Source organism: Yersinia thracica (assembly GCF_902170565.1).
GTDB classification, from domain to species: Bacteria; Pseudomonadota; Gammaproteobacteria; order Enterobacterales; family Enterobacteriaceae; genus Yersinia; species Yersinia thracica.
Genome location: NZ_CABHXX010000030.1, coordinates 1 through 26578, shown reverse-complemented (window position 1 = coordinate 26578; position 26578 = coordinate 1). Strand labels below are relative to the sequence as shown.

Genomic DNA, 26578 nt, shown 5'->3' with positions numbered 1-26578 from the left:
AAAGTGATCAATATTCTATGGTAAGAATTTAAAATATTATTTTCCCTTTATGCTACCCATTATCCAATAAATAACACTGGCAATGATTAATGAATTGAATGACGGAATACCAAGTTCAATATTCATACTGCCGATAGTTCCCACGATACAAGCCGCAATAGCCTTCCAGCCAATTAATGGCGTTGATTCAGGCAATGTCTGTGCCTGGCGAGTGGCATCAAGCAATTGGCGGCTGCTGCGTAACACATAGTAGTCCACCAGCATGACACCTGATATTGGCGGAAAGACAACACCGAGTAGCGTGAGAAAATCAGTAAACTTATCTAAAATCCCGACTATTGATAGGAGAGTTCCTACGATACCGAGTAACAGCGTCAACCAAGTGCGACTCCACCGGTTACCGGTGATTCCCTCTACCACGTTGGTCAGAGCAAGCGATGAAGAATACAAGCAAACATCATTTACCTTGATAGTCGCAAGAATAACGGTGAGCAACCCGATCCACCCTGATGTTTGGATCATGATGGTGACCACATCGTCAGTGTTGAGCGCATGCGCAATCAATATGGCGATGCCATTGATCATAAATTCACCCACCAAGATGCAGACCATCGTCATCCAAAATACGTGCCTACTATTTTTACAATAGCGGCTAATATCGGGTGTCATAAGTGCGCCGACGATGTATCCCCCGGCAACCATCGTAGCACCTGCAGCAATAGTCATCGACGTTCCGGTCGGGATGACGACTGCCAGATCAACAATATTGTGTCCGGCTAGCAGATTTAACGAAATCCAACCCATCGCCAGAAAAAAGAGCGGTACGGCGAATTTTGCGGTCCAGCTTAACGCTTTGAATCCAAATGCAACCAGTAGTGTAAATGCTATGCCAGAGATAGCAGCAGCCCATCTAAAGCTGAGAAAGTCGCCCAACATATGATTCAAACTATTAGCAAAAACTGCATTCAATATACCAAACCAACCCAGAAGGCTAATCGCAATTCCGCTGCCAATAATCACCGAACCAACACGACCAAAACCGCACCACCGAGCCAACAAACTAATTGACAATCCCTCACGCGCACCGGCAATGCCGAGCCCAAGGCTAATAAATTGGAGTAGTAAACTCCCTAACACGGTGGCCAGCATCGCCTGGCTAAACGTCATCGCATGCCCTAAAGTGGCACCTAACATAAATTGTGCTAAGGTTGTGATTGCGCCCACTCTGACCAAAGTAACGGAGAGAAAACTTGATTTGGCAGATAACGGTAAGCGACTCAAGGAATAATCGTCACCGCGGGAAGAGAGTCCATTCATGCTTATACTCCTTATATTTTTTGAACTTTAAACTACTTTAAATTGGTTTTATTAATGTGAACAAACCTGGTTTCATTTATATAAATGAAATCAATTTTATTAATGCAAATATGGTTATTGTTATTCCGTGAACCATTGTCTTAAATGGAAGTTTTGTTATAAGATAAATAACTCAGCAAGGATTGAAAAGCAAGTTCTGCTTAATCTACAAAGGCTAATTAATTTCATTTAATGATATAACCTTATTCAACATTTAATATGAGACTTATATGTGCAAAAACAACCAACACTTTCACCTTCCTGACGAAGTTCCGTTGCAGTTCATTTTTTTGTGGGAGAGCAGTGATGAAGCTTGGGGTTTCAAAGACCTTGACTCGCGCTATTTATATGCTAACACCCCATTCTTTAAACTATTAAATTTGCCACCAAAATTTCGTATTAACGGTTTGTCACAGAGTGAACTGCCCCATCCCTCTTTTGCAAAATTTTCATCCCAATTCAGAGCACAAGAGCAGCTAGCAGCGATAACTAAAAAACGAGTCTCTTCAATTGAGATGCATTGCTTTGGCCGCGAACAAAAACTTCAACCTTATATATTTGATAAATTCCCACTTTTAAATAGAGAAAAAGAGTGCCTGGGTGTTATTTTCCATGGAAAAAAACTGGATTTACTCACCGCTGAGCAATATTTTAATAAAGAGTTACTTCTTACATTCTTAGTTGAAAAGCCAGATAATTTTTTTACTGATGAAGAATTTGATGTCGTGTTTTATATACTTCAAAACGCAAGTAATAAGACTATCGCCCAGAAGCTGGCGCGCTCTGAGCAACATGTCGAAAGTTATCGGAGAAAAATTTACTTTAAAGCACATTGTTATTCATTCTACGATTTTAAAAAATTCTGCCATAAAAAGGGATATAACCATTATGTTCCGCAAAAATTCCTCGCACCTGGTTCCATAATTATTCCGAATTCAGTATGGAATCTTGGTGATGCCGGGTGCCCAGTCGAACAAAATTAGCCCGGTGGTTGCTTGTTGTTTGACTGCCATCACAAAAACGCTATACGAAGCAGAAAAGTGCATACTTCCAGCGATTGACTCCTCACCTTTGGCTGCCACTCACTCCTATCTTGGTTAGCAATCAATGAGCAATTGCCAATGAATCTTTTTTCAGCAATGAGTTAGGAGCAACCACCATGACAGGCGAAGTTATATCGATAGACAGCCCTATCGCGCTCGGGTTGGATTTTGGCAGCGATTCTGTCCGGGTATTGGCGGTGGATTGTCAACATGGCACCGAAATTGATACTGAGGTTGTTTACTATCCTCGCTGGCAGAAAGGGCTTTACAGCAACGCGGCACAAAACCAGTTCCGCCATCATCCTCTCGACTATATCGAGGCTATGGAACAGGCTATTTTTCAGTTAGTTGGCCGTCTGTCAGCAGATCAACGTCAACATATTATCGGCATTGGCGTGGATACGACCGGCTCTACCCCTGCACCTATTGATGAACACGGCCAGGTCTTGGCGTTACGCCCTGATTTTGCTGACAATCCCAATGCTATGTTTGTGTTATGGAAAGATCACACTGCTATAGAGGAAGCGGAGAAAATTAACCGTTTATGCAGCAGTGGTGAATTTGATGATTATTCGCGTTATATCGGCGGAGTGTATTCATCCGAGTGGTTTTGGGCAAAGATTCTGCATGTTACGCGTGCGGATCAGGCCGTCCGTGACGCGGCGGTGTCATGGGTTGAGCTGTGCGACTGGATCCCTGCGCTACTCTCTGGCACCACTGCCCCTAAGGATATTCAACGGGGCCGTTGCGGCGCTGGGCATAAAAGTTTGTGGCATCCATCTTGGGGAGGATTACCCCCTCGCGAATTCTTGGCCGCACTCGATAGCCGTTTAGTCGAGCATCTCGATTACCCAATGTTCACCGATACTTATACCGCTGAACGCCCGGTGGGCAAGATTACGGCTGAATGGGCCGAGCGCTTAGGATTACCCACGACTGTGGTTATTTCTGGTGGTGCATTCGATTGCCATATGGGTGCTGTCGGTGCAGGTGCTCAACCTTATACTTTGGTGAAAGTCATTGGAACTTCCACTTGCGATATTTTGATTGCCGACAAAAAGTTAGTGGGTAAGCGAGCCATTGCAGGGATTTGTGGTCAAGTGGAAGGTAGCGTAGTGCCCGGTTGGATCGGCATGGAAGCGGGTCAGTCCGCATTTGGCGATATGTACGCCTGGTTCAGCCGGTTATTAAGCTGGCCATTGCATCAGGCTGCGCTGGCACAGCCTGAATTACAGTCACAGTTAAAATTGATTGAATCTACTTTACTGGCCTCACTGACGACAGAATGGGCTAAAAACCCCTCATTGGATAACCTGCCAGTGGTATTGGATTGGTTTAATGGCCGCCGCACCCCAAATGCTAATCAGCGGCTAAAGGGGGTTATCACTGATCTGAACTTGGGGACTGATGCCCCCACGCTGTTTGGCGGTTTTATCGCAGCTACTGCATTTGGTGCTCGCGCGATAATGGAATGCTTCGAACAGCAGAATATTCCGGTTGAAAACATACTTGCCTTAGGGGGTATTGCACGAAAATCACCGGTTATCATGCAGGTTTGTGCTGATGTCATGAACAGGCCGCTCCAAATTGTGGCATCGGATCAATGCTGTGCATTGGGTGCAGCTATTTTTGCCGCTGTTGCCGCGGGTGTTTTTGCTGATGTCCCCACCGCACAGCGCCATATGGCGTGCAAAATTGAGCGAACCCTGACACCCAATGCGACCCAGGTAGCCCGCTATCAGCAGCTTTATCAACGTTATCAACAATGGTGTCTGTCGGCCGAGCCACACTACATACCCGTCACCAAAGCGACACTATGACCTTGATGATCAGGACGATTTATCACTGTATGCTGTATGAAAATTGATTAAATGGAGTATCCGATGGACGTATTCAAGCAATCAGAAGTATGGTTTGTGGTCGGTAGCCAAAATTTGTATGGCCCTAAAACCCTGCAACACGTCATGGATAATGCCCATCATGTCGTTAACAGCCTGAATAACGAAGCCGGTTTACCGATAAAACTGGTGCTGAAGCCGGTGGTGACAACGCCAGATGAAATCACCACTTTGTGCCGCGAGGCCAACTACAATACCACCTGTGTTGGTGTTATGGCCTGGCTACATACTTTTTCCCCGGCCAAAATGTGGATTGGTGGACTGAGTATTCTGAGTAAGCCATTGCTACAATTCCATACGCAGTTTAATGCTCAGATCCCATGGGAAACCATGGATATGGACTTTATGAACTTGAACCAAACCGCCCATGGTGGCCGGGAATTTGGTTTTATCGGTGCAAGGATGCGCCAACAACACAGTGTTATCGCCGGCCATTGGCAAGATAAAACAGCACATCAACGTATCAACCAATGGATGCGTGTCGCGGCGGCTAAACAAGAAAGCCAACAACTGAAAGTGGCCCGCTTTGGCGATAATATGCGCGAAGTGGCAGTGACCGAAGGGGATAAAGTCGCTGCGCAAATCCAGTTTGGCTATTCGGTTAATGCCTATGGTATCGGTGATTTGGTTGCAGTGGTAGATGCCGTCAGTAAAGTTAATATTGATACCTTGGTTGAAGAATACGAAGCGACTTATCGGCTGACAGACGCCGTGAAACTGAACGGCAATAAACGCGAAAACTTACTAGATGCTGCTCGTATTGAGTTGGGTATGAAGTATTTTCTGGAACAAGGCGGCTTTAACGCTTTTACCACTAACTTTGAAAACCTTTATGGATTGAAGCAGTTACCGGGCCTGGCGGTTCAACGCCTGATGCAACAAGGCTATGGTTTTGGTGCCGAAGGCGATTGGAAAACCGCCGCGTTATTGCGCATTATGAAAGTGATGGGAACTGGCCTGCAAGGCGGTACTTCCTTTATGGAGGATTACACTTATCACTTCCAACCGGGTAATGATTTGGTGGTTGGCTCCCATATGCTGGAAGTCTGCCCGTCGATCGCCACAGCAGAAAAACCGCTGTTGGATGTACAGCATTTAGGTATTGGCGGTAAAGCCGCTCCCGCCCGGTTGATCTTTTCGACTCCCGCCGGCACGGCGCTAAATGCCAGCTTGATCGATATGGGTAACCGCTTCCGTTTATTGGTCAATGTGGTCGACACCATTGAGCAACCCTATCCATTGCCCAAACTGCCGGTGGCCCGTGCTATCTGGCAAGCTCAGCCTTCACTGGCAACAGCCGCCGAAGCCTGGATTATCGCAGGGGGCGCGCACCATACGGTCTTCTCGCAAGCTATCGGAGTGGATGAGTTGCGTTTGTATGCCGAAATGCATGGCATTGAGTTCCTGCTTATTGATAACGACACCACTTTGCCAACCTTCAAAAATGAAATTCGCTGGAATGAAGTGTATTACCATCAATACCCTAAATAATTCGAGTTGCAGGAAGGCAGCAATTGAGCGAGTCCCCTGGAGCTTACACCAGTAAGTGGCTGGGGTGAACGAAAACAGCCAACGCACATGCAGCTTGAAGTCTGACAGGTATTAATCGTTAAATTAACCATTCTGTACTTAGCGTTTATTGAACAGCAAACTTTATCGGTAATTCCGGGGCCTAACCGCCCCTTATTATTTTTTCAACTTATTTTTTTGACCCTACTTCTCTAACGTGATGGCCACTGCCAATTTGGATTGATTTCTTGCTGTACCCTGGTTTCACTGAGTTCTTTATGCAACAAGATATGCTGGCAGTTCTCTTCCTGCTCAAGCGCGCCCACCAACTCTGCGGCATGGGAAACAACAATCACCTGGGTGTGTTGTGCTGCCTGAGCAATCAGGCGGGCTAAAGGTTTTAGTAAGTCAACATGTAAGCTGATTTCCGGTTCATTGAGGATCATCATTTCGGGTGGGCGTGGGGAGAGTAGCGCCGCCGCCAGCAATAAGTAACGCAATGTGCCATCCGATAGCTCGGCCACTTTAAGAGGCCTTAACAAGCCGTGCTGTGCCAGCAATAGCTCAAAATTCGGTTGGATGTTCAGAGTTGTACCGGGAAATGCATCGGCAATAGTATGGTTTAGCGCCTCGATATCCCCTATCTCTCTGATGGTTTGCAGCGCTGCGGCCAAATCAGAACCGTCGCTGGCAAGCACCGGCGTGTAAGTGCCTATTTGTGCCTGACGAGCCGGTGCATGACGATCTGTACGCAGGTTGTCATAAAAACGCCACGCCCGCATCCGCTCACGCATGACCAAAATCTCCGGAGCATTACGGGGATCGGTACTGTGCGTCATCATGCTGTCATAGGCCGCCAGTCCATGATATGCCTCGCGCCAAACACCGTTATCATCACGAATTTTAACTCTCGGGCCACGACGTTCCGCAAAAATATTACTGTGGTGCAGAGCATCGCCACACCATAAGCTTTCAACCTTAATTTCAGGGTCACGAGTAAAAAAGGAGCCTTCAACCCCAGCATTGCTAACAGCAAAGTCACCGCGAGCAACAGGAAGCCCTAAGTCGATGGCATAGCCGTAATCTGCCCCGGAAAAACCGAGTTTTAGGCTAACAGGGTTATGACGAACCATGCCTTGAATCGGCTGCTCTCCTCGTTTCATCGCCCGAGAGAATGACTCCGGCCCAGCCCAGAGAGTAGATTGTAGCCCCCCCTCTGCCGCCAGTGATTGGATAACCTGCCCTTGGCCAATATCTGACAGCAATCGTAGTGCACGATAGAGGCTAGATTTACCGCTGCCATTAGCACCGGTAATCACATTCAACTGCCCCAATTCCAGCACCACATCACGCAAAGAACGGTAGCCAGAGATAGCAAGCCGAGTAATCATAACTCTCCTTTTGAAACGACAAGTTCCATAACACTCAATGGACTGATTATATATACAGTGGTTTCTGGTTGCACGGTTTGTCTATTCTCTGTTTAACGAATATTTAATTTCTGTGAAAAGTGTTTACAGCATCCGTGCACTTTACTCGGTCTGTAATCGCCACAAACGGGCATAAGTACCAGACTGATTCAGTAACTCTTGATGGCTACCTTGTTCCAATATTTGCCCCTCTTTTAATACCAAGATACGATGACATTGGCGCAACGTATTTAACCGATGCGCGATGCAAATAACTGTACGATTGCGAGTGATCTCGGGCAGCTGGCGCATGATCGCGGCCTCTGACTCATAATCCAAGGCACTGGTGGCTTCATCAAGAATCAGTATTTTGGGGTTTGCCATCAATGCCCTTGCCAATGCGACTCGCTGCCGCTGTCCGCCAGATAACAAACCGCCCCGCTCACCAACTTGCGTTTGATAGCCCTGTGGCAGCGCCGTAATAAAATCATGCGCGCCAGCCAGGCGGGCAATATGCTCAATTTGTGTATCATCCGCTGTTGGGCGGCACTGGCATATGTTGTCACGTATCGATCCTGAAAACAGGACGCTTTCTTGCAACACCACACTCATCTGGCAACGTAATGTGGTGGCGTCAGTAATAGCCAAATCCTGACCATCGACCAGAATTTGCCCGTGTTGTGGGGTGTATAGCCGTTGGAGTAGCTTGGTTAATGTCGATTTCCCACAGCCTGATGGCCCGGTAATACCGATAAACTCCCCACCGGCAATCTCTAAGTTTAGGTTTTGTATCACTTCAGCAGTATCTGCTTGATAACGAAAACGCACCTGTTTAAAAGCCAAACTCCCCGGCCGATAGGATTTAGACAGTAGCCCGGCGCTGCCCGGCTCGGTGGGGGAATCCAAAATGGTGCCAATACGCTTTAGCGCCACTTGCGTATGCTGAAAATCTTGCCAGATTTGCGCCAAACGCAGGATGGGTTGAGTGACATAGCCTGAAAACAGTGTAAATGCGATAAACTGCCCAGGACTAAGCTCGCCAGCTAATACCAACGTCACACCCATCCACAACAGGATTGCCGACGTGACTTTATTGATGAGCGCGATACCTTGCTCAGCAACATTTGCTGCCCTGGCACAGGAAAATGAGGCGCGCACATAACCTGCCAATGAGTGTCGCCAGCGCCGATTAAATTGGTTCTCAGTAGCGGATGTTTTGATGGTTTCCAGCCCGCTGATAGTTTCGGTGAGAAAGGCTGTATTCTGCGCACTGGTTTCATATTGCCGCTCCACTCGCTTGCGTAGCGCCCCCCCAGCGGCCCACCAGAACAACAGATAGCAAACCAGAGAACACAATACTATCCATGTCAATTGGGTACTGTAGCAAAACATCACTGCGATAAAGGTGCTGACAAAGACTAAATCCAGCAGCATGGTGAGTGCAGAACCGGTCAGAAAGCTGCGAATTTGCTCCATTTCCCGCATTTTCGCAATAGTCTGCCCGGTTTGTTGTGAAGCAAAGTAACTCAGTGGTAGCCCCATTAAATGGCGATAAAGCCCGGTATTCAGTTCAGCACCCACGCGACTGGATAAATGTGAAAACAACCATCCACGCAAAAAGGTATAACACGGCTCCACAACCGCCAGCGTAACCATGGCAATCCCCAACACCATCAAGCTCCCCATCCCACGGCTTACCAGAACTTTGTCGATGACTGTTTCAAATAGCATCGGCGTCACCAGCAAAATGCCCTGCAATAACAATGAAACCAAAACGATGTTACGCAACTGATGGCGGTATTTGGTCATAACCGGGATAAACCAGCCAAATCCAAACGACGTTTTCTTTTGCTCCGGTTGTTCGGCTTTAGCCAGTAATATGGCCTCGCCACACCACAAGTTGGCCAGTTCCTGCTGACTCAATTGTCGTTGCTGATTATCAGCGGAAAAATAAACACTGGCCCCTTGTGCATTGAGGGCCAATAGCACATACCACTGCGCGCCATTTCTGAACAAAACAGGAAGCGCCAAATGGCCTAATCGCGACAAGGGCTGGTTGATGATTCGGGCCCGCAAGCCAATCCAACTCGCACAGCGGCAGACGGCAATATTATCGATATCTTGAGGTGCTAATCCGACCTTGTGGGCTAAATGTGATGCCTCGACGGCCAGATCAAAACACGCCGCAGCCCGAGCCAGTGCTTCTAACGGCTCAATAGTCTGAGTCGCGGTTGAATTCACCATATCAACGCTCCCTCATGGCTTCTGATTGATATTGCTGCAATGGGCTGAGTAAGTAATCAATAACCCGTCGTCGGCCGGTTTTAATCTCGACGCTAACAGCCATCCCCGCAGATAACCGCACGGGCTTCCCCTCAACAGTGAGCGTATCGCTACTGAGTCTAATACGCGCAGGGAACACCAATCCGTGCTGTTGATCTTCCATGGCATCACGCGAGATATGTTTGACTTCACCCGAAAGTGTGCCGAATCGGGTATAGGGGAAACTGTCGATTTTGACTTCCACCGCTTGGCCGGGGAGAACAAAGCCAACATCTTTATTGAGGATCATCACATCCAGCTCTAGTTGATAATGTTCCGGAACCAAAACCATGAGCGGTTGAGCGCTGGTGACAACCCCACCGAGAGTATGCACCGTGGATTGCTGTATAACGCCAGCTACGGGGGCACGTAAGGTTTGTTGCCGCTGTTTTTCCATCAGTTTTACCCGTTCTTGCTGTAATTGGCTGAGAACTTCATGGGTCTTATTCAGTTGCTCCTGATAACCTCGTTTCTTCTCAGCTAAATAGTGCAATCGGGTTTGCTTTAGATGGTGTTTTTTAGCATGCAAAACAGCTTGTTCATTCTGTAAGCGACTGGCTTCCGCCTTGGCATTCAGCCACTCTCGTTCTTGTATTAATACCTCGACCTCAGCAATGGATTTGGATTTCGCCAGTGTTCGCAATGCCTGTAACCTTTGATAAATATTTTTCATCAAATCTTGCTGATGAACAACATTAGCGCCTCCAGCTTGGATATAAGCTTGATTAACCGCCTGTTCACTCTCTTGACGTGCAAGCTCCGCATTAACTTCGTCATATTCTTTCGCCAAAAGAGCTTTGGCGGTCATCACCAAACTTTCAGGGCTGTCATATGGATAGAGGAAATTCGACAGAGGATTATCGGTCAGTAGCGCCGCCATTCGCGCGGCCTCCAGCGAACGATGCATTAATTGTTGGTTGATATTGCTGACCTCGGCATCAATGCCAATGGGATTAAGTTCAATTAACACCTGACCCGCATCTACCCGATCACCATCGCGAACATGGATAGCGGCTACCACCCCCGGTTCAAAAGATTGAATGACTTTGGAATGCTCAGAAACAATCACTTTGCCATTGGCTGAGGCATGAATATCAAGCTCCCCAACAATTGACCAGACCAATACCAGTAACAATGTTAGTGTCAAAAACCAGGCGGTACACCGGGCCAATGGGGCTACCGGGCGCTCTACAATATCCAAATAAGCAGGAAGAAAGTCATATTCGTCACGGGTTCGTCCCGCCGAAAAGTGGCTTTGCCAGCATTTTTTTAGCGTTTTAAACATCGATGATTTCACTCAAAACCGCATCAGCTTCATGTCAATTCCCCAAGGGAAAAATCGGCTTGTTGCCGCCAAAGTTGGGCATAACCCCCTTTTTGGGCCAGCAGTTGGCTGTGATTTGCCAGCTCAGACACACGGCCTTGCGTTATGACGGCGATACGATGGCAGTGCCGTACCGTCGAAAGACGGTGAGCAATGGTGATAACAGTACGATTGGCGATGATTTGGGCCATATTCTTCTGTACTTCGGCTTGCAATTCATCATCCAAAGCGCTGGTTGCTTCATCAAAAATCAATACCCGGGGATTCGCCAGTAGCGTGCGGGCAATAGCAATACGTTGGCGTTGCCCGCCAGAAAGAGAGGTTCCGCCCTCTGATAGCACAGTGTCATACCCTAGCGGCAAGGCCAAAATAAAGGCATTAGCACCAGCCAAACAGGCGGCATCGACGACCTCACTGAATGCGGCTGTTGGCCGAGAATAGGCAATATTTTCACGCACCGTGCGGTTAAACAGGTAATTTTCCTGCATCACCACACCAATCTGACGCCGTAAGCATTCAGGAGAAAAATGGCTTATCGGGCAGCCATCAATGTTAATAACCCCCTGCTCAGCAATATAAAGGCGCTGTAATAAGCGTGCTACCGTACTTTTACCCGACCCTGATGGGCCCACCAGCCCGATATGCTCGCCCGCACGCAGTGACAATGAAAAATTATGCAGCACGGGCTCAAGGTCAGGTCGATAACGAAAAGTCACATTTTCCAATGTGATATCGCCGTTAATTTGGCGGTTAGAGGGTACAACGCCCGAGGCCTGTTCGGCCGGTAAACTCAAAATATCAGATATCAGCATCAGCCCAACCTGCGCGCGTATGCTTTGCTGCCATAAATCAACCAACTTACTCATCGGCATTAATGCTTGAACGGCTAGCATGTTAAAGGCAATTAGTTGCCCGATACTGAGCTGCACAGACATCACTTGATAGGCCCCAATGACGATAACCAGTGCCCCCGCTAACTTTTGCAGTAATTGAGCACATTGACTGCTAAGGTTTTGCAAATTTTGCACCTGAAAATTGGCTTGGGCAAAAACCCGCGTTTGTGTCTCCCAGCGCTGCTGCATTTGCGGTTCTAGCGCCAAACTTTTTACCGTTTCAACCCCCGAGACGGTTTCGGTTAAAAATGCGCCATTTTGTGCTGCACAGCTGCACAGAACTTCGACTTTTTTTTGCAATGGCCGCGTGGTCATTGCCGCCAATAACAGATAAAGAGGCAATGTGCCCAGAATAATAAATGTCAGGAACGGTGAAATACACCACATAACAATAAATAATACGAATGTAAAAACGATATCTACACATAAAGTCAGCGCGGTGCCGGTAATGAATTCACGAATATTATCTAACTCCCGCACTCTGGCGACAATATTCCCGACATGGCGTCGCTTAAAAAAACTTAGCGGCAATTTAATTAAATGGTTGAATAGCTTACCACCCAATAAAATATCCACCCGAGTCATGGTATGACTAAAGATATATTCACGCAAAAACTTGAGTGCAACTTCATAGATCCCGACCACCAACAAGACAATAATTAACACATCAAGAGTGGTTAATGCATTATGGACCAAGACCTTATCCATGATAACTTGAAAGAAAAGTGGGGATATTAATGCCAAAAACTGTAATAGCATTGATAACACCAAGACCTGAATCAGCGGTTTACGGTGTCGCAATAACACCGGGATAAACCAGCGAATATCAAAGCGTGAATGACTACAATAGAGTACAACCCCGCCCCACATTGTAGCAAGATCTTGATAATTAACTATTTGTGGTTTATTGCTATCAGGGTATTGTAGCAATGCCTGATTATCATTTAATCCAGCCAATAAGATAAAACGCCCTTGAATATCGCGAAACGCCAGTGGCAATTGCTCGGTTTTAATTTTATTTAAGGGTTGTTTTTTGATTTTAAAACGAACGGATATCGCACGCGATAATTGTGATAAATATCGTTGTAATGATGTGAATGTTACCTTTGTTGAGATGTCGATGGCGGCATTCTTGCCAAATACCTCTACGAGTTCTGCATTGCCCCCCGCTAAACGAAGTAACCGCGCCGCACAGACTAAAGAAGAATGAATATGGTTTTCCATAAATTACATTGCCTATATTTTCACCGTCAAAATTAGATGATTTTCCGTGGCCATAAAATATAATCGTGAAATTGTACAGCAGCTTTTATATACCGATTTTATAAAGTAAGGATCTGTAAGGAATCCAATATTAAAAATACGTTGATTTATTTAATGTCATTAAAAAATTTCACATTAAAGTTATATACCCTAAATAATTCGAGTTCGGGAATCCCAATCAACACTTCGGTGTTACTGGAGATGCGGTAAACCCACAGTGTTATCCACCACTGACGCCTCACATTTATTGATTTGTATCGCCAATTTTTTATCGCTTTGTGTGATAATTTCGCGGTGTTTTATAGCCATCGTGATTGGCAGCCGCCGTTTTATCACCGATAACAGGAATTTTCCTCACCATGACACCGACACTACCTCCTACCGCCGATGCTCTATCCCCTTTATCTGATATTAATCCTGACGCCAATTTGCGCCCTATCCACCATATTGCGCAAAAATTAGGCTTGAGCGCAGAGGATTTAATCCCTTATGGGCATCATATGGCGAAAGTCGATATCAGAGCATTACGCCCCGGTGGCCCGCAGGGCAAGCTGATTCTGGTTTCCAGCATTACCCCTACGCCGCTGGGAGAAGGTAAAACTGTCACGACGATTGGATTAAGTCAGGGAATCAACCGGTTAGGTTATCGTGGCGTCGCTTGTATCCGTCAACCTAGCCTTGGCCCGGTTTTTGGTGTTAAAGGAGGCGCGGCAGGCGGCGGTGCGGCCCAAGTTTTGCCCATGGAGAAACTGAACCTGCATTTGACGGGGGATATCCATGCCATCAGTGCCGCGCATAATCTGGCGGCAGCGGCGCTGGATGCGCGGTTATACCATGAACAGCGTCTGGGGCCGGCTTTTAGTCAGCAAACCGGGATGCCACTCCTCAATATTGATGTCCAACAAATTCTCTGGCCACGGGTGGTTGATCATAATGATCGGGCGCTGCGGCACATCCAAGTGGGCGTGGGCGGTGGGACTCACGGCGTGGAGCGGCCCGACCATGTGGAGATTACTGCCGCATCAGAACTGATGGCGATTTTGGCGTTGTCCGAAAGTTTGCATGATATGCGCCAACGTATTGGCCGGATTATTTTGGCCCACAGCACCGCCGGGCACCCTATTACCGCCGATGATTTGGGTGTGGCCGGTGCCATGGCCGCGCTGATGAAAGAAACTATCCACCCGACCCTGATGCAAACCAGTGAGCAAACACCGGTACTGATCCATGCGGGGCCATTTGCCAACATTGCACACGGGAACTCCTCGGTGCTGGCTGACCGTCTGGGATTACAGTTAGCTGAGTATGTGGTGACTGAAGCCGGTTTTGGCTCGGATATGGGCATGGAGAAATTCTTTAATATTAAGTATCGCCAATCCGGCATTGCCCCGTCCTGTGTAGTCTTGGTCGCCACATTGCGTAGCCTGAAAGCTAATAGCGGTGTTTTTGACATCAAACCGGGCCAACCCCTACCCGCTGACATTCTCAATACCAATATCCCTTTATTGAGCCAAGGTTGTGCCAATCTAAAATGGCATATTCAGCATGCTAAAAGCTATGGTTTACCGGTGGTGGTGGCGGTCAATCGCTTCCCTGACGACAGTGCCGAAGAGCTGGCGTTTTTGAGTGATTATGCGCTATCCTGCGGCGCAGTTGCCTGCGAAATTAGTGAAGCTTTTGCCAAAGGCGGCCTCGGGACTACCGCTTTGGCACAGCAAGTTATCAATGCCTGTGCCCATGCCTCTGAGCTGGTTCTGCCTTATCCTGATAGCGCCTCATTGGAGCAGAAAATAGCGGTTTTGGCCCAAAGTTATGGTGCCCGTGACATCACCTTTACCCCACAAGCGCGCCAGCAACTTGCGGCCATCACGGCGGCCGGTTTTGCTCATTTACCACTGTGTATGGCCAAAACGCCGCTTTCTATCAGCGCCGATGCCAGTTTGAAGAATGTTCCACGGGACTTTGTGCTGCCCATCACCGCCTGTGCTGTGTCAGCCGGTGCCGGGTTTGTTCGCATTTATGCGGGGAATATTATGACCATGCCAGGGCTGGGAACTCAGCCCGCGTATTATCATATTGATATAGATGACGAAGGGCGCATTCACGGGTTAAGCTAGTATGATGCAGATAAGGGATAACCCTATGATGGGTTATCCTTTTTAATTAATAGATAAGGTTTTTTATGTCTCAACCGCAGGAATATCAACGTATTGGCGGCTGGTTATTGGCTCCGCTGGCCTATCTGATTGTGACATTGCTCAGTGCCAGTTTAATGTTGGCGCTCTATGCTATGGCGATATTTACGCCAGAATCCAGAGAATACCTGGTGACTAACTCACAGGCGTTTACCTTGCAATGGTATTTCTCGGTGGTGACCACACTGGTGATGTGGCTTTATACTTTATGGGTTATCTGGCTGTTTTGTAGCCGCTCAAAACGTTTGCCAAAATGGCTTATTTTGTGGTTATTGCTCACCGTATTATTAGCGTTGAAGGCATTTGCTTTCTCGCCAGTCAGTGACGATATTGCCTTGCGCAGCTTGGGTTGGCCCCTGTTAGCTGCTGCTGTTTTTGTGCCCTATATCAAACGTTCTCAGCGAGTGAAGTATACCTTTATCGAACATTAAGGCGATTTCACATCTTTCCCCGCCGTGTATCCAATAGATTTCAAGGTGCAGGAAGGCGGCAAGCAAGAGACAGCTTGGCTGTAAACCATGTTGAACAGCGCTTGCGCTGGCCCGCAGGGTGAGCTTCGTTAGAGGCCCATAATCCCGATGAGCTAACATAATTCATTGATTTGTGTAACAAATCGGTCAGGAATTGATTTAAACGCTGCTTGCAGCGGCCTCAAAGAGGCGAGGCCTATGGACGGGCCGAGTAACGAGTGCAGACAACACACCTGCAACTTGAAAGATGACGGATAAAATCGTAATAACCTTGTACTTCATCTGTTGTCCTTCGCCCGCCAATTTTGGATAATAGGCAGCTTTGTTTTTTTAGGCTCCGCAATGACTTTTTAGGCTCCGTAATGACTGAATACCTGCTCCTGTTTGTCGGTACTGTTTTGGTAAACAACTTCGTTCTGGTCAAATTTCTTGGCCTGTGCCCTTTTATGGGTGTCTCCAAAAAACTGGAGACCGCCATTGGTATGGGGCTGGCGACCACTTTTGTACTGACTTTGGCTTCAGTTTGCGCCTGGATGGTTAACAGCTTTATTTTGCTGCCTCTTGGTTTGGTCTATTTACGGACGCTGGCCTTTATTTTAGTTATCGCGGTGGTGGTGCAATTTACTGAGTTGGTGGTGCGCAAAACCAGCCCGGCGCTTTATCGTTTGCTGGGAATTTTTTTACCGCTTATCACCACTAACTGTGCGGTGTTAGGTGTGGCCTTGCTCAATGTCAATCAATCCCACAATTTTATGCAATCGGCGGTCTATGGCTTCAGTGCTGCCGCCGGTTTCTCTCTGGTCATGGTGTTATTCGCCGCGATCCGCGAGCGGCTAGCCGTCGCTGATGTTCCCGCGCCTTTCCGCGGTTCATCCATTGCGCTGATAACCGCCGGGCTAATGTCATTGGCCTTTATGGGCTTTACCGGGTTGGTGAAGTTCTAATGATGTCGCTATGGATTGCCATTGGGGCATTAAGTGCATTGGCGTTGATTTCCGGCGTGGTGCTGGGTTTTGCTGCTCGTCGTTTTCAGGTTGAACAAGACCCGGTCGTCGAACAAGTCGAGGCTATTTTACCGCAGAGCCAATGTGGTCAATGCGGCTATCCCGGCTGTCGCCCTTATGCCGAAGCGGTTTCGGCGGGCGGTGAAAAAATCAATAAATGCGCCCCCGGTGGCGAGCAAGTGATGCTCAAATTGGCCGAGTTGCTGGCCGTCGAGCCGCAACCGCTGGAGGGTGACGAAACTGCCGCCCATCCGCAACGCAAAGTCGCATTTATCGATGAAGAAAATTGCATCGGTTGCACTAAATGCATTCAGGCCTGCCCAGTTGATGCCATTGTCGGCGCGACCCGCGCTATGCATACTGTGTTGCCGGATCTCTGCACTGGTTGCGACCTTTGCGTCGCTCCATGTCCGACCGACTGTATTGAAATGATCCCGGTTGCTACCACCACCACCAACTGGAAGTGGGATTTAAGCACCATCCCAGTGAAGAATCTTCCTAGCCAATTAGCTGCCTCGCAGATGATTCCGGTGAAAATGATAGATGTGGAGCAACATGTTTAAGCTGTTTTCTGCCCGTCAACTTTTTGTCCATCAACACGACAAAATTTGGGATTTCGACGGCGGTATCCATCCGCCGGAAATGAAGCTGCAATCCAGCCAAGTTCCGATGCGTATCGCGACGTTGCCGGATCACATGATTATTCCGTTGCAGCAGCATCTCGGGCCTGAAGGTGAACTGCGTGTCAAAACCGGTGAACTGGTGTTAAAAGGGCAACCACTGACGATAGGTCGTGGCCGCACGGTGCCGGTACACGCGCCAACTTCCGGTGTTATTACCGCCATCGCCCCACACACCACTGCCCACCCATCAGGTTTGGCGGAACTCTGTGTGCATATTACCCCAGACGGTGAAGACCGCTGGCGCGAGCAACAGCCGTGGGTGGATTACCATCAGCGCGATAGAAATGTGCTACTGGAGAGGATCCACCAGGCGGGTATTGCCGGTTTAGGTGGCGCAGGTTTCCCCACCGCCAGTAAGTTACAAGGCGGTTTGAACAACGTTACCACACTCATTATTAACGCAGCTGAGTGCGAGCCTTATATCACTGCTGATGACCGTTTGATGCAAGACCATGCTAGTGAAGTGGTCTTGGGGATTCAGATTTTAATCTACTTGCTGCAACCTCAGCAGGTATTGATTGGCATTGAAGATAATAAACCCGAAGCTATTGCCGCCCTGCAACAGGCGCTGCGCGCTCAGGATGAAATACAGCTACGCGTGGTTCCCACTAAATATCCGTCAGGTGGGGCCAAGCAACTCACCAAAATCCTGACCGGCAAAGAAGTGCCGTTCGGTAAACACTCGTCATCCATTGGGGTATTGATGCACAACGTCGGTACTGTGGTGGCTATCAAGCGGGCGATTATTGATGACGAGCCATTAATCGAGCGCGTGGTGACATTAACCGGCGATGCATTATCACAACCGGGGAATTTCTGGGCCAGGATCGGCACCCCCGTCTTGCACTTGTTAAAACTGGCGGGCTTTATGCCGCAACAGCAGCCCATGGTTATTATGGGCGGCCCCTTGATGGGCTTTACCCTCCCCAGCTTAGATGTACCAATTGTTAAAATTAGTAACTGTATTTTGGCCCCCGCTGAAGCTGAAATGGGGTTATCCGAGCCGGAGCAATCCTGTATCCGCTGTGGTTTATGTGTTGATGCCTGTCCGGCGGGCTTATTACCTCAGCAACTCTATTGGTTTAGCCGGGGCGAAGAGCATGAGAAAGCGCGCAATCATAATCTATTTGATTGTATTGAATGCGGTGCCTGTGCTTATGTTTGCCCAAGTAATATTCCGCTAGTGCAATATTACCGTCAGGAAAAAGCCGAAATACGCGCCCTTGATCAAGAGGCCGCGCGCGCTGCCGAAGCAAAAGCACGTTTTGAGGCCAAACAGGCACGTCTTGAGCGGGAAAAACTGGCGCGAGAATTGCGCCACAAACAAGCCGCCGTCAAGCTGACCGATGTTGATCAGCAGACAGTTGACGCGGCCGTCAGCCGGTTAGCGCGGGAGTCCAATAAGACAGATTCAGCTATCACTGTGCCCCTTGGGCAGACACCGGATAACAGTGCGGTTATTGTTGCCCGTGAAGCCCGTAAAGCACAAGCTCGAGCGCGTCAGGCAGAGAAACGGGTTGCCGTCGAGGAAAAAACTGACGCGATTGATCCACGTCAGACGGCAGTTGCTGCAGCTATTGCTCGAGTAAAAGCCAAAAAAGCCGCCCAAGCACAGCTTGAGTCAGAACCGGTGCAAAGTGAAAGCACAGTGGCGGAGGAAGACCCGCGCAAAGCTGCGGTCGCGGCAGCCATTGCTCGAGTAAAAGCTAAAAAAGCCGCCCAAGCCGTTAATCCGGATTAACGATTGAACTGACGCCCTGCAATAGGGTGTCAGTTCACTGACATCAGGTAAGTGTAAGCGGCTGTAATATCGCGCAATTTAGATTCCGCATGGCAGCTGTCTACCTCAATAACTTCCATTTCGATACCGCCGCCGAACTCATCACGTAACTTAGGCAGCACTTCATTAAACAGATATATTGAAAACTTTATACATTCTTTAGCATTACCTTGATGGGAAATAGATAAAAACTCTCCCGCCGGGATAGACAGCGCATCAATCTCGCGATGCCCCTGAATTTCATGCCGTTTATCTTTATCAATGGCAGTCGAATAATACATACTTTTCTGCCCTTGTTGAGACGGCTTCGCCGAAAACAGTGAATAGATCCGCTGGCAGGAAAAATTAACTTCCTTGAAGAAATCGAGCAAAATTTCATCTTTCATGGCCATACAAGATGAATGCTGACCACTGCAATGATTGTGTTCATCAAAATCCAGCCGTCGGGTAAAGCCCACTAGCTCTTGTGAAGGTAAAGATATCCGCTTGATTTCTGGTGTATAATTCTCATAGAAATTAAAACGGGGAAGCATCCCTTGCACATCCCACTGCTCCATCTGGCGAAAACTATTCGGCGTGACACCAAAGCGCTTCTTAAAGGTACGAGTAAACGTCTGTTGTGAGTCAAAACCCAACTCATCAGAGATTTCAATGATGGGCCGACGCGAGATACGCAAGGCAACCGCCGCACGAGTCAGTACCCGCCCACGTATATAGGACGCTAATTGTAACCCCACAACACTTTTAAATTTGCGTTGCAGATGCCATTTTGAATATCCGGAAATTTTTGCCACATCATCCAATGTGGGTCGTTTTTCTAAATTAATTTCAATCCACTCAATTAATTCATCTATAAACAATATGTCTTCATTAATCATTTCATTGTTCTTTAAATATATAATTACCCTGCATACTACATTAATTTATCATTATGCCAACGCTTTTCTCAACCCTAATTTCAATTGTTAATAAGTCTTTAATTTACAATTGATTACAAATAAGACCCCAACAATAAGCGCTATTATAATCAAGTTGTTAGGCTCCCTTTTCTGTTACTAACAGCCTAATTATGCCCATAGAAAAAACAGTATTTCTGAGGGTTCTCCTGTTACTATTCGGATATAAATTGCAAGTGAAATTTTAAGATTAGCGCGGTTTATTAAATGCGCTAATTCCCTTAATATTGCTGCATATAATGAATAATAACCCTATAATTAAAGCGTATTACACTTTGTCCGAATAGGGTAGAATGCGGCACTGATATTATCCCTGACGACTGAGTGTATTGATGCCCGCAAGTATTCACTTGCCCGCGTAACGCCTGCGTTTGAGAACTCTGTTAAGTATTTGACATATGGTTGCAATTTCATGAAATTCAGGCCTGTAACACCGACCCAGAACAAAGGGTTGCAGATAGCCAGTTCCCCTTTTACGCATAATCAACGTAGCACCCGCAGTATTATGCTGCTGGTTATTTTGGCCTGTATTCCGGGGATTGTCGCCCAGACCTATTTCTTTGGGTATGGCAGCCTGATCCAAGTGGCGCTGGCCATGGTGACCGCCGTGCTAGCCGAAGGCGCGGTTTTACAATTGCGTCACCAGCCCGTCCTGATGCGGTTGCAGGACAATTCTGCCCTGCTCACCGGCTTGCTATTGGGGATAAGTCTGCCTCCGCTGGCCCCTTGGTGGATGATTGTATTAGGGACGCTATTCGCCATTGTCATTGCCAAGCAGTTGTATGGGGGCTTGGGGCAAAATCCCTTTAACCCCGCCATGGTCGGCTATGTCGTTCTGCTGATTTCATTCCCAGTGCAAATGACCAGTTGGCTCCCTCCGCTACCCTTGCAGGGAACCCCGGTTGGCTTCTATGACAGTCTGTTAACCATATTCACCGGTTTTACCCATAGCGGTGCAGATATTCATCAATTGCAGATTGGCTATGATGGGGTCAGTCAGGCCACCCCGCTTGATGGCTTTAAAACCGCCCTGCGCTCACAACCGACTGAGCAAATTCTGCAACACCCTATCTTTGCCGGCGGGCTAGCGGGCGTCGGTTGGCAATGGGTTAACCTCGGTTTCCTGGCGGGTGGGCTGCTACTGCTGTGGCGTAAAGCTATTCACTGGCATATTCCGGTGAGTTTCCTGCTGGCTTTAGCCGGTTGTGCCGCCCTCAGTTGGATGATTGCGCCACAAAGTTTTGCCCCGCCAATGCTGCATTTGTTTTCCGGTGCCACCATGCTAGGGGCTTTCTTTATTGCCACCGATCCCGTCAGCGCATCAACCACGCCCCGTGGGCGACTGATTTTCGGCGCATTAATTGGTATTCTGGTGTGGCTCATTCGTGTTTACGGCGGTTATCCTGATGGCGTAGCATTTGCTGTGTTGCTGGCTAACATCACTGTTCCGCTGATTGACCACTATACCCAGCCACGCGTTTATGGTCATCACCCTGGGCACAAATAAGGAGCCGTTATGCTAAACACTATGAGGCGTCACGGCATAACTCTGGCACTGTTTGCTGCCGGTGCCACCGGGTTGACGGCAGTGGTTAATGCACTGACCGAAACCACCATTGCCCATCAGGCGGCGCTACAGCAAAAAGCCTTGCTGGATCAGGTTGTTCCCGCTGAGTATTATGACAATGACATGCAAGCTGAATGTTACGTTGTCACGAACTCTGCGCTGGGCAATATGGCCCCTCACCGCCTTTATCTGGCACGTAAAGAGGGCCAGCCGGTCGCCGCCGCCATTGAAACTACCGCACCAGATGGCTATTCCGGTGCGATTCAATTATTGGTTGGGGCAGATTTTCGCGGTAACCTACTGGGCAGCCGGGTAGTCGAACATCACGAAACCCCCGGTCTGGGTGATAAAATTGATATCCGCATTTCTGATTGGATAAGTCATTTCAGTGGTCAACACGTAGAAAGTGAACAAGATAAGCGCTGGGCGGTGAAAAAAGACGGTGGTGATTTTGATCAGTTTACCGGTGCGACCATCACGCCAAGAGCGGTGGTTCTGGCGGTGAAAAATACCGCGCTATTTTTAGAAACTCTGCCGGAAAAACTTGATGGTTTGCCTGTCTGTGGAGAAAATCAATGAGTGAAGCAAAAGATCTCTTCGCCCAAGGGCTATGGAAAAACAACTCGGCATTAGTGCAACTGCTGGGCCTCTGCCCGCTGTTGGCTGTCTCATCAACGGCAACCAACGCACTGGGCTTAGGGTTGGCCACCACGCTGGTATTAGTCTGCACCAACACGGCAGTATCGGCGTTACGCCGCTGGGTGCCGAATGAAATTCGCATTCCTATTTACGTCATGATTATTGCGTCAGTGGTCAGTACTGTCCAAATGCTGATTAACGCCTATGCCTTTGGGTTATATCAGTCCCTTGGGATATTCATCCCATTGATTGTGACCAACTGTATTGTGATTGGCCGGGCGGAAGCATATGCCGCTAAAAATCCAGTGGGATTATCTGCAATAGATGGCCTCTCGATGGGGCTGGGAGCAACCTGCGCCTTATTTGTCTTGGGTTCACTACGTGAAATTCTGGGTAACGGCACCCTGTTTGATGGCGCAGATATGCTGCTCGGAAGCTGGGCAAAAGTGTTGCGTATTGACGTCTTGCATCTGGACAGTCCGTTCCTGTTAGCCATGTTGCCACCGGGCGCTTTTATCGGCTTAGGTTTACTGTTAGCCGGTAAATATGTAATTGATGAAAAAATGAAAGCGCGCAAAGCCAAAGCATTAACGGCTGCGCCACAGGCTCGGGATATCGTGGTAGAGAAAGTCTCATGAATAAAGAAAAACGCGTCGCTATTTTGACTCGCCTGCGGGATAACGACCCACACCCCACCACCGAGTTAGTCTATAGCACGCCCTTTGAGTTATTGATTTCGGTACTTTTATCGGCGCAAGCAACTGATGTGAGTGTCAATAAAGCCACCGCCAAGCTTTATCCGGTGGCTAACACCCCACAGGCTATACTGGATCTGGGGGTTGATGGCCTCAAATCATATATTAAAACTATTGGTCTATTTAATACCAAAGCCGAGAATGTAATTAAAACCTGTCGGATATTGCTGGAAAAACATCAAGGTGAAGTGCCAGAGGATCGCGCTGCACTTGAAGCTTTGCCGGGTGTGGGCCGCAAAACAGCCAATGTGGTGCTGAATACCGCCTTTGGCTGGCCAACCATTGCGGTTGATACCCATATATTCCGCGTATGTAACCGCACCGGTTTTGCCCCCGGCAGTAATGTGGATCAGGTTGAAACCAAGTTACTCAACGTGGTTCCGGCTGAATTTAAACTGGACTGCCACCACTGGCTCATTCTGCATGGCCGCTACACCTGTATTGCCCGTAAGCCACGCTGTGGCTCATGCATTATTGAAGACCTATGCGAGTTTAAAGAGAAAGTTTATCCGGAACATTAATCACCAAGACCAGCGAAATAGGCTGGACTGGTGATTTAAATAGGCTGCCGGCTACACTGATACTGCATTACCAGGTTCAGGCTGACCACTCATAAATTTGCCGACCTCCACCTGTTGAGCATCAATATTCTTACTACTGGCATAAGCTTCTTTAGCTGCCTGGGTAAATGCCCCTGTCTCTGTGTGATTAGGGTGATCTATCGTCTGTTTACGATAATATTTTACTTTACCCAACGTGCCAGAATCCATCGACTGAACCATATATTTAGGCATAGTTAACCTCGAGAACATCAGTGAAATAGAACATTAGTGAAATAGAATGTCATTTAAGCGAGTATCGGCTTAAATAAGTCATTACCATGATAAAAAAGCACTCATTGAGTTATAACTGAACGAACTGTTTGATTAATGATTCTAAATAACTCTGTTGTTTTATTAGTGGTTTAGATAGCCCAATTTCATTCAGTGCAGTACCCTGCAATGCCGCTATCTCATTAATAAAAAGGTGCCATGCGCGGCTCAACTTTTCGGCTTCAGCAACAACAGCACTTTTCTCTTTATCAATTTTAATGACAGCGTTAATACCAGAAACTAACTTATCAGATTTTTCTAACTGATGATTTAACTCTGTTAAACGGGTGGAAATTGTATCTATTTGGTTATCCAGTTTTTTCCGTGCCTCAGTTAAATCTATATATTTCAAACCCGCAGAAAACTGCCCTAATACCTTTTTAGTAATCTCTAATGACTGTTTTATCAATTCCAGTTCAGGTTTAGCCAGATCTAATTCACTTAAATTTTCGCCTGTCGGAATAAGATCGTTAAATGCATCAATTAGATTATGCTCGCGGATAACATCCAAAGCCTCTATTATCTTATCCCTTTTCTTTTCTATCTCTTTTCTTTCCAGTTCTTTTGTACCAATATCTTCTGTCAGTTGTTTCTGTCGTAATTGTTCAGCTTGTAAGACCTTATCGGTTCCCTCAATAATAACTACGTTATGAAGGTCCGCCGCCGATTTATCTAGTAACTCTGCTTTTTCGATAAAAAGGTTCCTCAGTTGAGCGATGTCATTACCCAAACTTTTAATCAAATCAAGACGTTCTTTACGCATTTCAGATTTACTTTCTTCATCAATATCATGATTTCCAAGTGCCTCGTCGATTTCCTCCAAGGTAGTGAAATAGGTTTGTGCCAGAGTATTTTTCAATTTAACCTGTAAGCTTGAGAGTGACTCGCGCACATTAACATCCAACCTTTGTGAATATAAACTGACTCGTAACGCTTTTTCCTGTAATACTTCGACGCCTTCCGTTTTCAACTGAGCAAGATGTGATATATTTTTAACCCCTTGGTTTAAAACTTTAATATTAACGTCTGGGTAATTCAGGGTACTGTGCGGAAATGTGCTTATTTCAGCCATAGTGATAATCCTCATAATAAATTGATTAAACAGGGTAAAATGGATTAGCCATATACTTTTTTATATTCATTTATTGCTTCATCAAATATATGCACCAGCTGGAGGGCCGAATCTGCGACACTTTTCCATGGTGTAATCACCTGCTGGAATTTATTAACAAAGCTAGTCAGGCGCAAGGCATTGTTAATGGTGCTGAACTGCGTCTGAGATTCATTGATTTGATTGAGAACAGATAACCACATAAAATCCAGATGGTTAAGTGCCGACTCGGCATCAACCATCCGAATGCCAATATCACTGAATAACAGAGAAAGTGTCTCTAACGAGCTTTGCAATGTTCTTTGATGGCTAACTTTCGCTTCTAATTCAGAAACTTCATGGATTAATTCATTTTTTTCTTTCCGGGCTTTTTCGGCTTTAGCACCAAAGATTCCACCAGTAATAGCAATGCCTATTATGCCCCCTGCTGCCCCGGTAAAAGATAGACCGACAAACTTATCGTAATCTTTCTTTAACTGCTCAATTCTTTGTTTCTTCTCTTTTATTTTGTCGTCTAATTCCTTTATTGATTTTCTCATATTATTTTTTTCCATCAGGTCATATTTTGCTTTGACCTGCGGTTCCAATCCATTCACTTTATTTCCCGATGATAGTTCACCGCCAGTCAAGGTAATTCGATAATTTGATACCTTTTTCCTAATATTTTCAGTCGTTTTCTGATGTCTATTGATATCCGCTTTCATGTCATCAAGTATATCTTTTAATGCCGTAGCTACTTCATGATCAGCAGATTCATAAGTGATATCTTCCAACTGTTTGTCTGTAATATCACCCAGCAAGGTTTTGACTCGCACTGTTATTGGCATTTGATTTATCACATTGATAATTTCATCACCCGTGCTGACGATGTTCTTGGCGGCAATATCCAAGTCCAGGCTCTGTTGTAATACACCTTGTTCAACATCGTTCCAATTTAACGCATGATTATGAATCTCATCAAATAAAAGCTTAATATCTATTGGTTCAAGACCAGGAATATCTATTTTTTTATATCCAAGGTAAGTTTCCACTTCATCCTGCTTGATGGGTAAAGATAGCCCCTTCCTGACATAAAGCTTAAGGTTAATTAAGTCCTCTTTGGTGAAAATACCACCAGAGCGCGCAACCCCCGTTTGTTCCCCAGTAATAAAATCCAGAACAACCTCTGGTAATTCATTAATTTTCACTGTGCTTTCAGCACTCGCCAAGACATTATCAATAGCCAATTGTGTCTGTGTCATTGTATTATCCTCACCTAAGTCATTATGGGTATAGACGAGTAAAGGCAGGTAAAATATTTGCCTTTATATTCAACAGCAATGTGAACATCACTGTTATTATTGTTTATTTTGTTAGAATGACTATCATGAACATGATAAATGCCACTTCGCACTTATATCTTCATGAATCTTAATCACAAGGTGTTTATAATGAGATGTGATAAACCAGCGAACACAGCAACATGGTTTAAGTATAATAGTAGCTACTTTGGGTTATTTATATTTAGTCTTATATTGAACAAGCTAAGT

Annotated in this window: 21 protein-coding genes; 12 read left to right on the top strand and 9 right to left on the bottom strand. The window is 46.8% G+C overall.

The window, feature by feature from the left end; all coding sequences use genetic code 11:
* Nucleotides 1-36 precede the first annotated feature (36 nt).
* Nucleotides 37-1317, bottom strand: coding sequence for a cytosine permease (locus FTA91_RS03640; RefSeq protein ID WP_145535952.1), 1281 nt, complete (start codon nt 1315-1317; stop codon nt 37-39).
* Between the two features lie 269 nt (nt 1318-1586).
* Here FTA91_RS03640 and FTA91_RS03635 point away from each other — a divergent pair, with 269 nt between their 5' ends.
* The 3 genes from FTA91_RS03635 to araA all read left to right on the top strand — a co-directional run bounded on the left by FTA91_RS03635 (nt 1587) and on the right by araA (nt 5788).
* Nucleotides 1587-2339, top strand: a complete 753-nt coding sequence (locus tag FTA91_RS03635) for a PAS domain-containing protein (RefSeq protein WP_050114538.1) — start codon at nt 1587-1589, stop codon at nt 2337-2339.
* Nucleotides 2340-2515: 176 nt separating this feature from the next.
* Nucleotides 2516-4219: a ribulokinase gene (locus tag FTA91_RS03630; protein ID WP_145582958.1), complete on the top strand. Its 1704-nt coding sequence runs from the start codon at nt 2516-2518 to the stop codon at nt 4217-4219.
* A 63-nt stretch (nt 4220-4282) separates the two neighbouring features.
* Complete coding sequence (gene araA, locus FTA91_RS03625) at nt 4283-5788, top strand: L-arabinose isomerase (RefSeq protein WP_050114536.1); 1506 nt, start codon at nt 4283-4285, stop codon at nt 5786-5788.
* A gap of 230 nt (nt 5789-6018) precedes the next feature.
* Here the strand turns inward: araA and FTA91_RS03620 are convergent, their stop codons facing one another.
* From FTA91_RS03620 to FTA91_RS03605, 4 genes are all read right to left on the bottom strand, one after another.
* The gene (locus FTA91_RS03620; RefSeq protein ID WP_050114535.1) at nt 6019-7197 is read right to left on the bottom strand and encodes an AAA family ATPase; all 1179 of its coding nucleotides are present in this window, start codon (nt 7195-7197) and stop codon (nt 6019-6021) included.
* 141 nt (nt 7198-7338) lie between these two features.
* Complete coding sequence (locus FTA91_RS03615) at nt 7339-9459, bottom strand: type I secretion system permease/ATPase (protein ID WP_050114534.1); 2121 nt, start codon at nt 9457-9459, stop codon at nt 7339-7341.
* Nucleotide 9460: 1 nt separating this feature from the next.
* Nucleotides 9461-10822 (bottom strand): HlyD family type I secretion periplasmic adaptor subunit, encoded by a 1362-nt coding sequence (locus FTA91_RS03610; protein WP_050114533.1) that lies wholly within the window; start codon nt 10820-10822, stop codon nt 9461-9463.
* A 29-nt stretch (nt 10823-10851) separates the two neighbouring features.
* Complete coding sequence (locus tag FTA91_RS03605; RefSeq protein WP_145535950.1) at nt 10852-12978, bottom strand: peptidase domain-containing ABC transporter; 2127 nt, start codon at nt 12976-12978, stop codon at nt 10852-10854.
* A 398-nt stretch (nt 12979-13376) separates the two neighbouring features.
* Here FTA91_RS03605 and FTA91_RS03600 point away from each other — a divergent pair, with 398 nt between their 5' ends.
* From FTA91_RS03600 to rsxC, 5 genes are all read left to right on the top strand, one after another.
* The gene (locus FTA91_RS03600; protein WP_145535949.1) at nt 13377-15134 is read left to right on the top strand and encodes a formate--tetrahydrofolate ligase; all 1758 of its coding nucleotides are present in this window, start codon (nt 13377-13379) and stop codon (nt 15132-15134) included.
* A gap of 65 nt (nt 15135-15199) precedes the next feature.
* Nucleotides 15200-15643, top strand: a complete 444-nt coding sequence (locus FTA91_RS03595) for a DUF2569 domain-containing protein (RefSeq protein WP_145535948.1) — start codon at nt 15200-15202, stop codon at nt 15641-15643.
* A 401-nt stretch (nt 15644-16044) separates the two neighbouring features.
* Complete coding sequence (rsxA, locus tag FTA91_RS03590) at nt 16045-16626, top strand: electron transport complex subunit RsxA (protein WP_013649928.1); 582 nt, start codon at nt 16045-16047, stop codon at nt 16624-16626.
* Nucleotides 16626-17249, top strand: coding sequence for an electron transport complex subunit RsxB (gene rsxB / locus FTA91_RS03585; protein WP_050114529.1), 624 nt, complete (start codon nt 16626-16628; stop codon nt 17247-17249). The genes rsxA and rsxB overlap by 1 nt, the downstream gene beginning before the upstream one ends.
* Nucleotides 17242-19110 (top strand): electron transport complex subunit RsxC, encoded by a 1869-nt coding sequence (rsxC, locus tag FTA91_RS03580; protein ID WP_050114528.1) that lies wholly within the window; start codon nt 17242-17244, stop codon nt 19108-19110. The genes rsxB and rsxC overlap by 8 nt, the downstream gene beginning before the upstream one ends.
* Nucleotides 19111-19139: 29 nt before the next feature.
* Here the strand turns inward: rsxC and FTA91_RS03575 are convergent, their stop codons facing one another.
* Nucleotides 19140-20027, bottom strand: coding sequence for a helix-turn-helix domain-containing protein (locus FTA91_RS03575; protein ID WP_050114527.1), 888 nt, complete (start codon nt 20025-20027; stop codon nt 19140-19142).
* Between the two features lie 490 nt (nt 20028-20517).
* Between FTA91_RS03575 and rsxD the strand changes: the two genes are divergently transcribed.
* Genes rsxD through nth form a run of 4 tightly spaced genes read left to right on the top strand, consistent with a single transcriptional unit; the run spans nt 20518 to nt 23587 of the window.
* Nucleotides 20518-21612: an electron transport complex subunit RsxD gene (gene rsxD, locus FTA91_RS03570; RefSeq protein ID WP_050114526.1), complete on the top strand. Its 1095-nt coding sequence runs from the start codon at nt 20518-20520 to the stop codon at nt 21610-21612.
* A 9-nt stretch (nt 21613-21621) separates the two neighbouring features.
* Entirely contained in the window at nt 21622-22251 is a 630-nt protein-coding gene (gene rsxG, locus FTA91_RS03565) for an electron transport complex subunit RsxG (protein ID WP_050114525.1), read from the top strand.
* Nucleotides 22248-22949: an electron transport complex subunit E gene (locus FTA91_RS03560; protein WP_050114524.1), complete on the top strand. Its 702-nt coding sequence runs from the start codon at nt 22248-22250 to the stop codon at nt 22947-22949. The genes rsxG and FTA91_RS03560 overlap by 4 nt, the downstream gene beginning before the upstream one ends.
* A complete protein-coding gene (gene nth / locus FTA91_RS03555) occupies nt 22946-23587 on the top strand; it encodes an endonuclease III (protein ID WP_145535946.1) in 642 nt (213 codons plus the stop codon). The genes FTA91_RS03560 and nth overlap by 4 nt, the downstream gene beginning before the upstream one ends.
* 51 nt (nt 23588-23638) lie before the next feature.
* On the opposite strand, the gene FTA91_RS03550 is transcribed toward nth, so the two are convergent.
* The 3 genes from FTA91_RS03550 to FTA91_RS03540 all read right to left on the bottom strand — a co-directional run bounded on the left by FTA91_RS03550 (nt 23639) and on the right by FTA91_RS03540 (nt 26290).
* On the bottom strand, nt 23639-23836 hold the full coding sequence (locus FTA91_RS03550) for a hypothetical protein (protein ID WP_227507661.1): 198 nt from the start codon (nt 23834-23836) through the stop codon (nt 23639-23641).
* A 133-nt stretch (nt 23837-23969) separates the two neighbouring features.
* Nucleotides 23970-25010 carry an alpha-xenorhabdolysin family binary toxin subunit B gene (locus FTA91_RS03545; RefSeq protein WP_145535945.1) on the bottom strand — a complete coding sequence of 347 codons (1041 nt, stop codon included), beginning with the start codon at nt 25008-25010 and terminating at the stop codon, nt 23970-23972.
* A gap of 44 nt (nt 25011-25054) precedes the next feature.
* A complete protein-coding gene (locus FTA91_RS03540) occupies nt 25055-26290 on the bottom strand; it encodes an alpha-xenorhabdolysin family binary toxin subunit A (protein WP_050114520.1) in 1236 nt (411 codons plus the stop codon).
* Nucleotides 26291-26578: the final 288 nt, after the last annotated feature.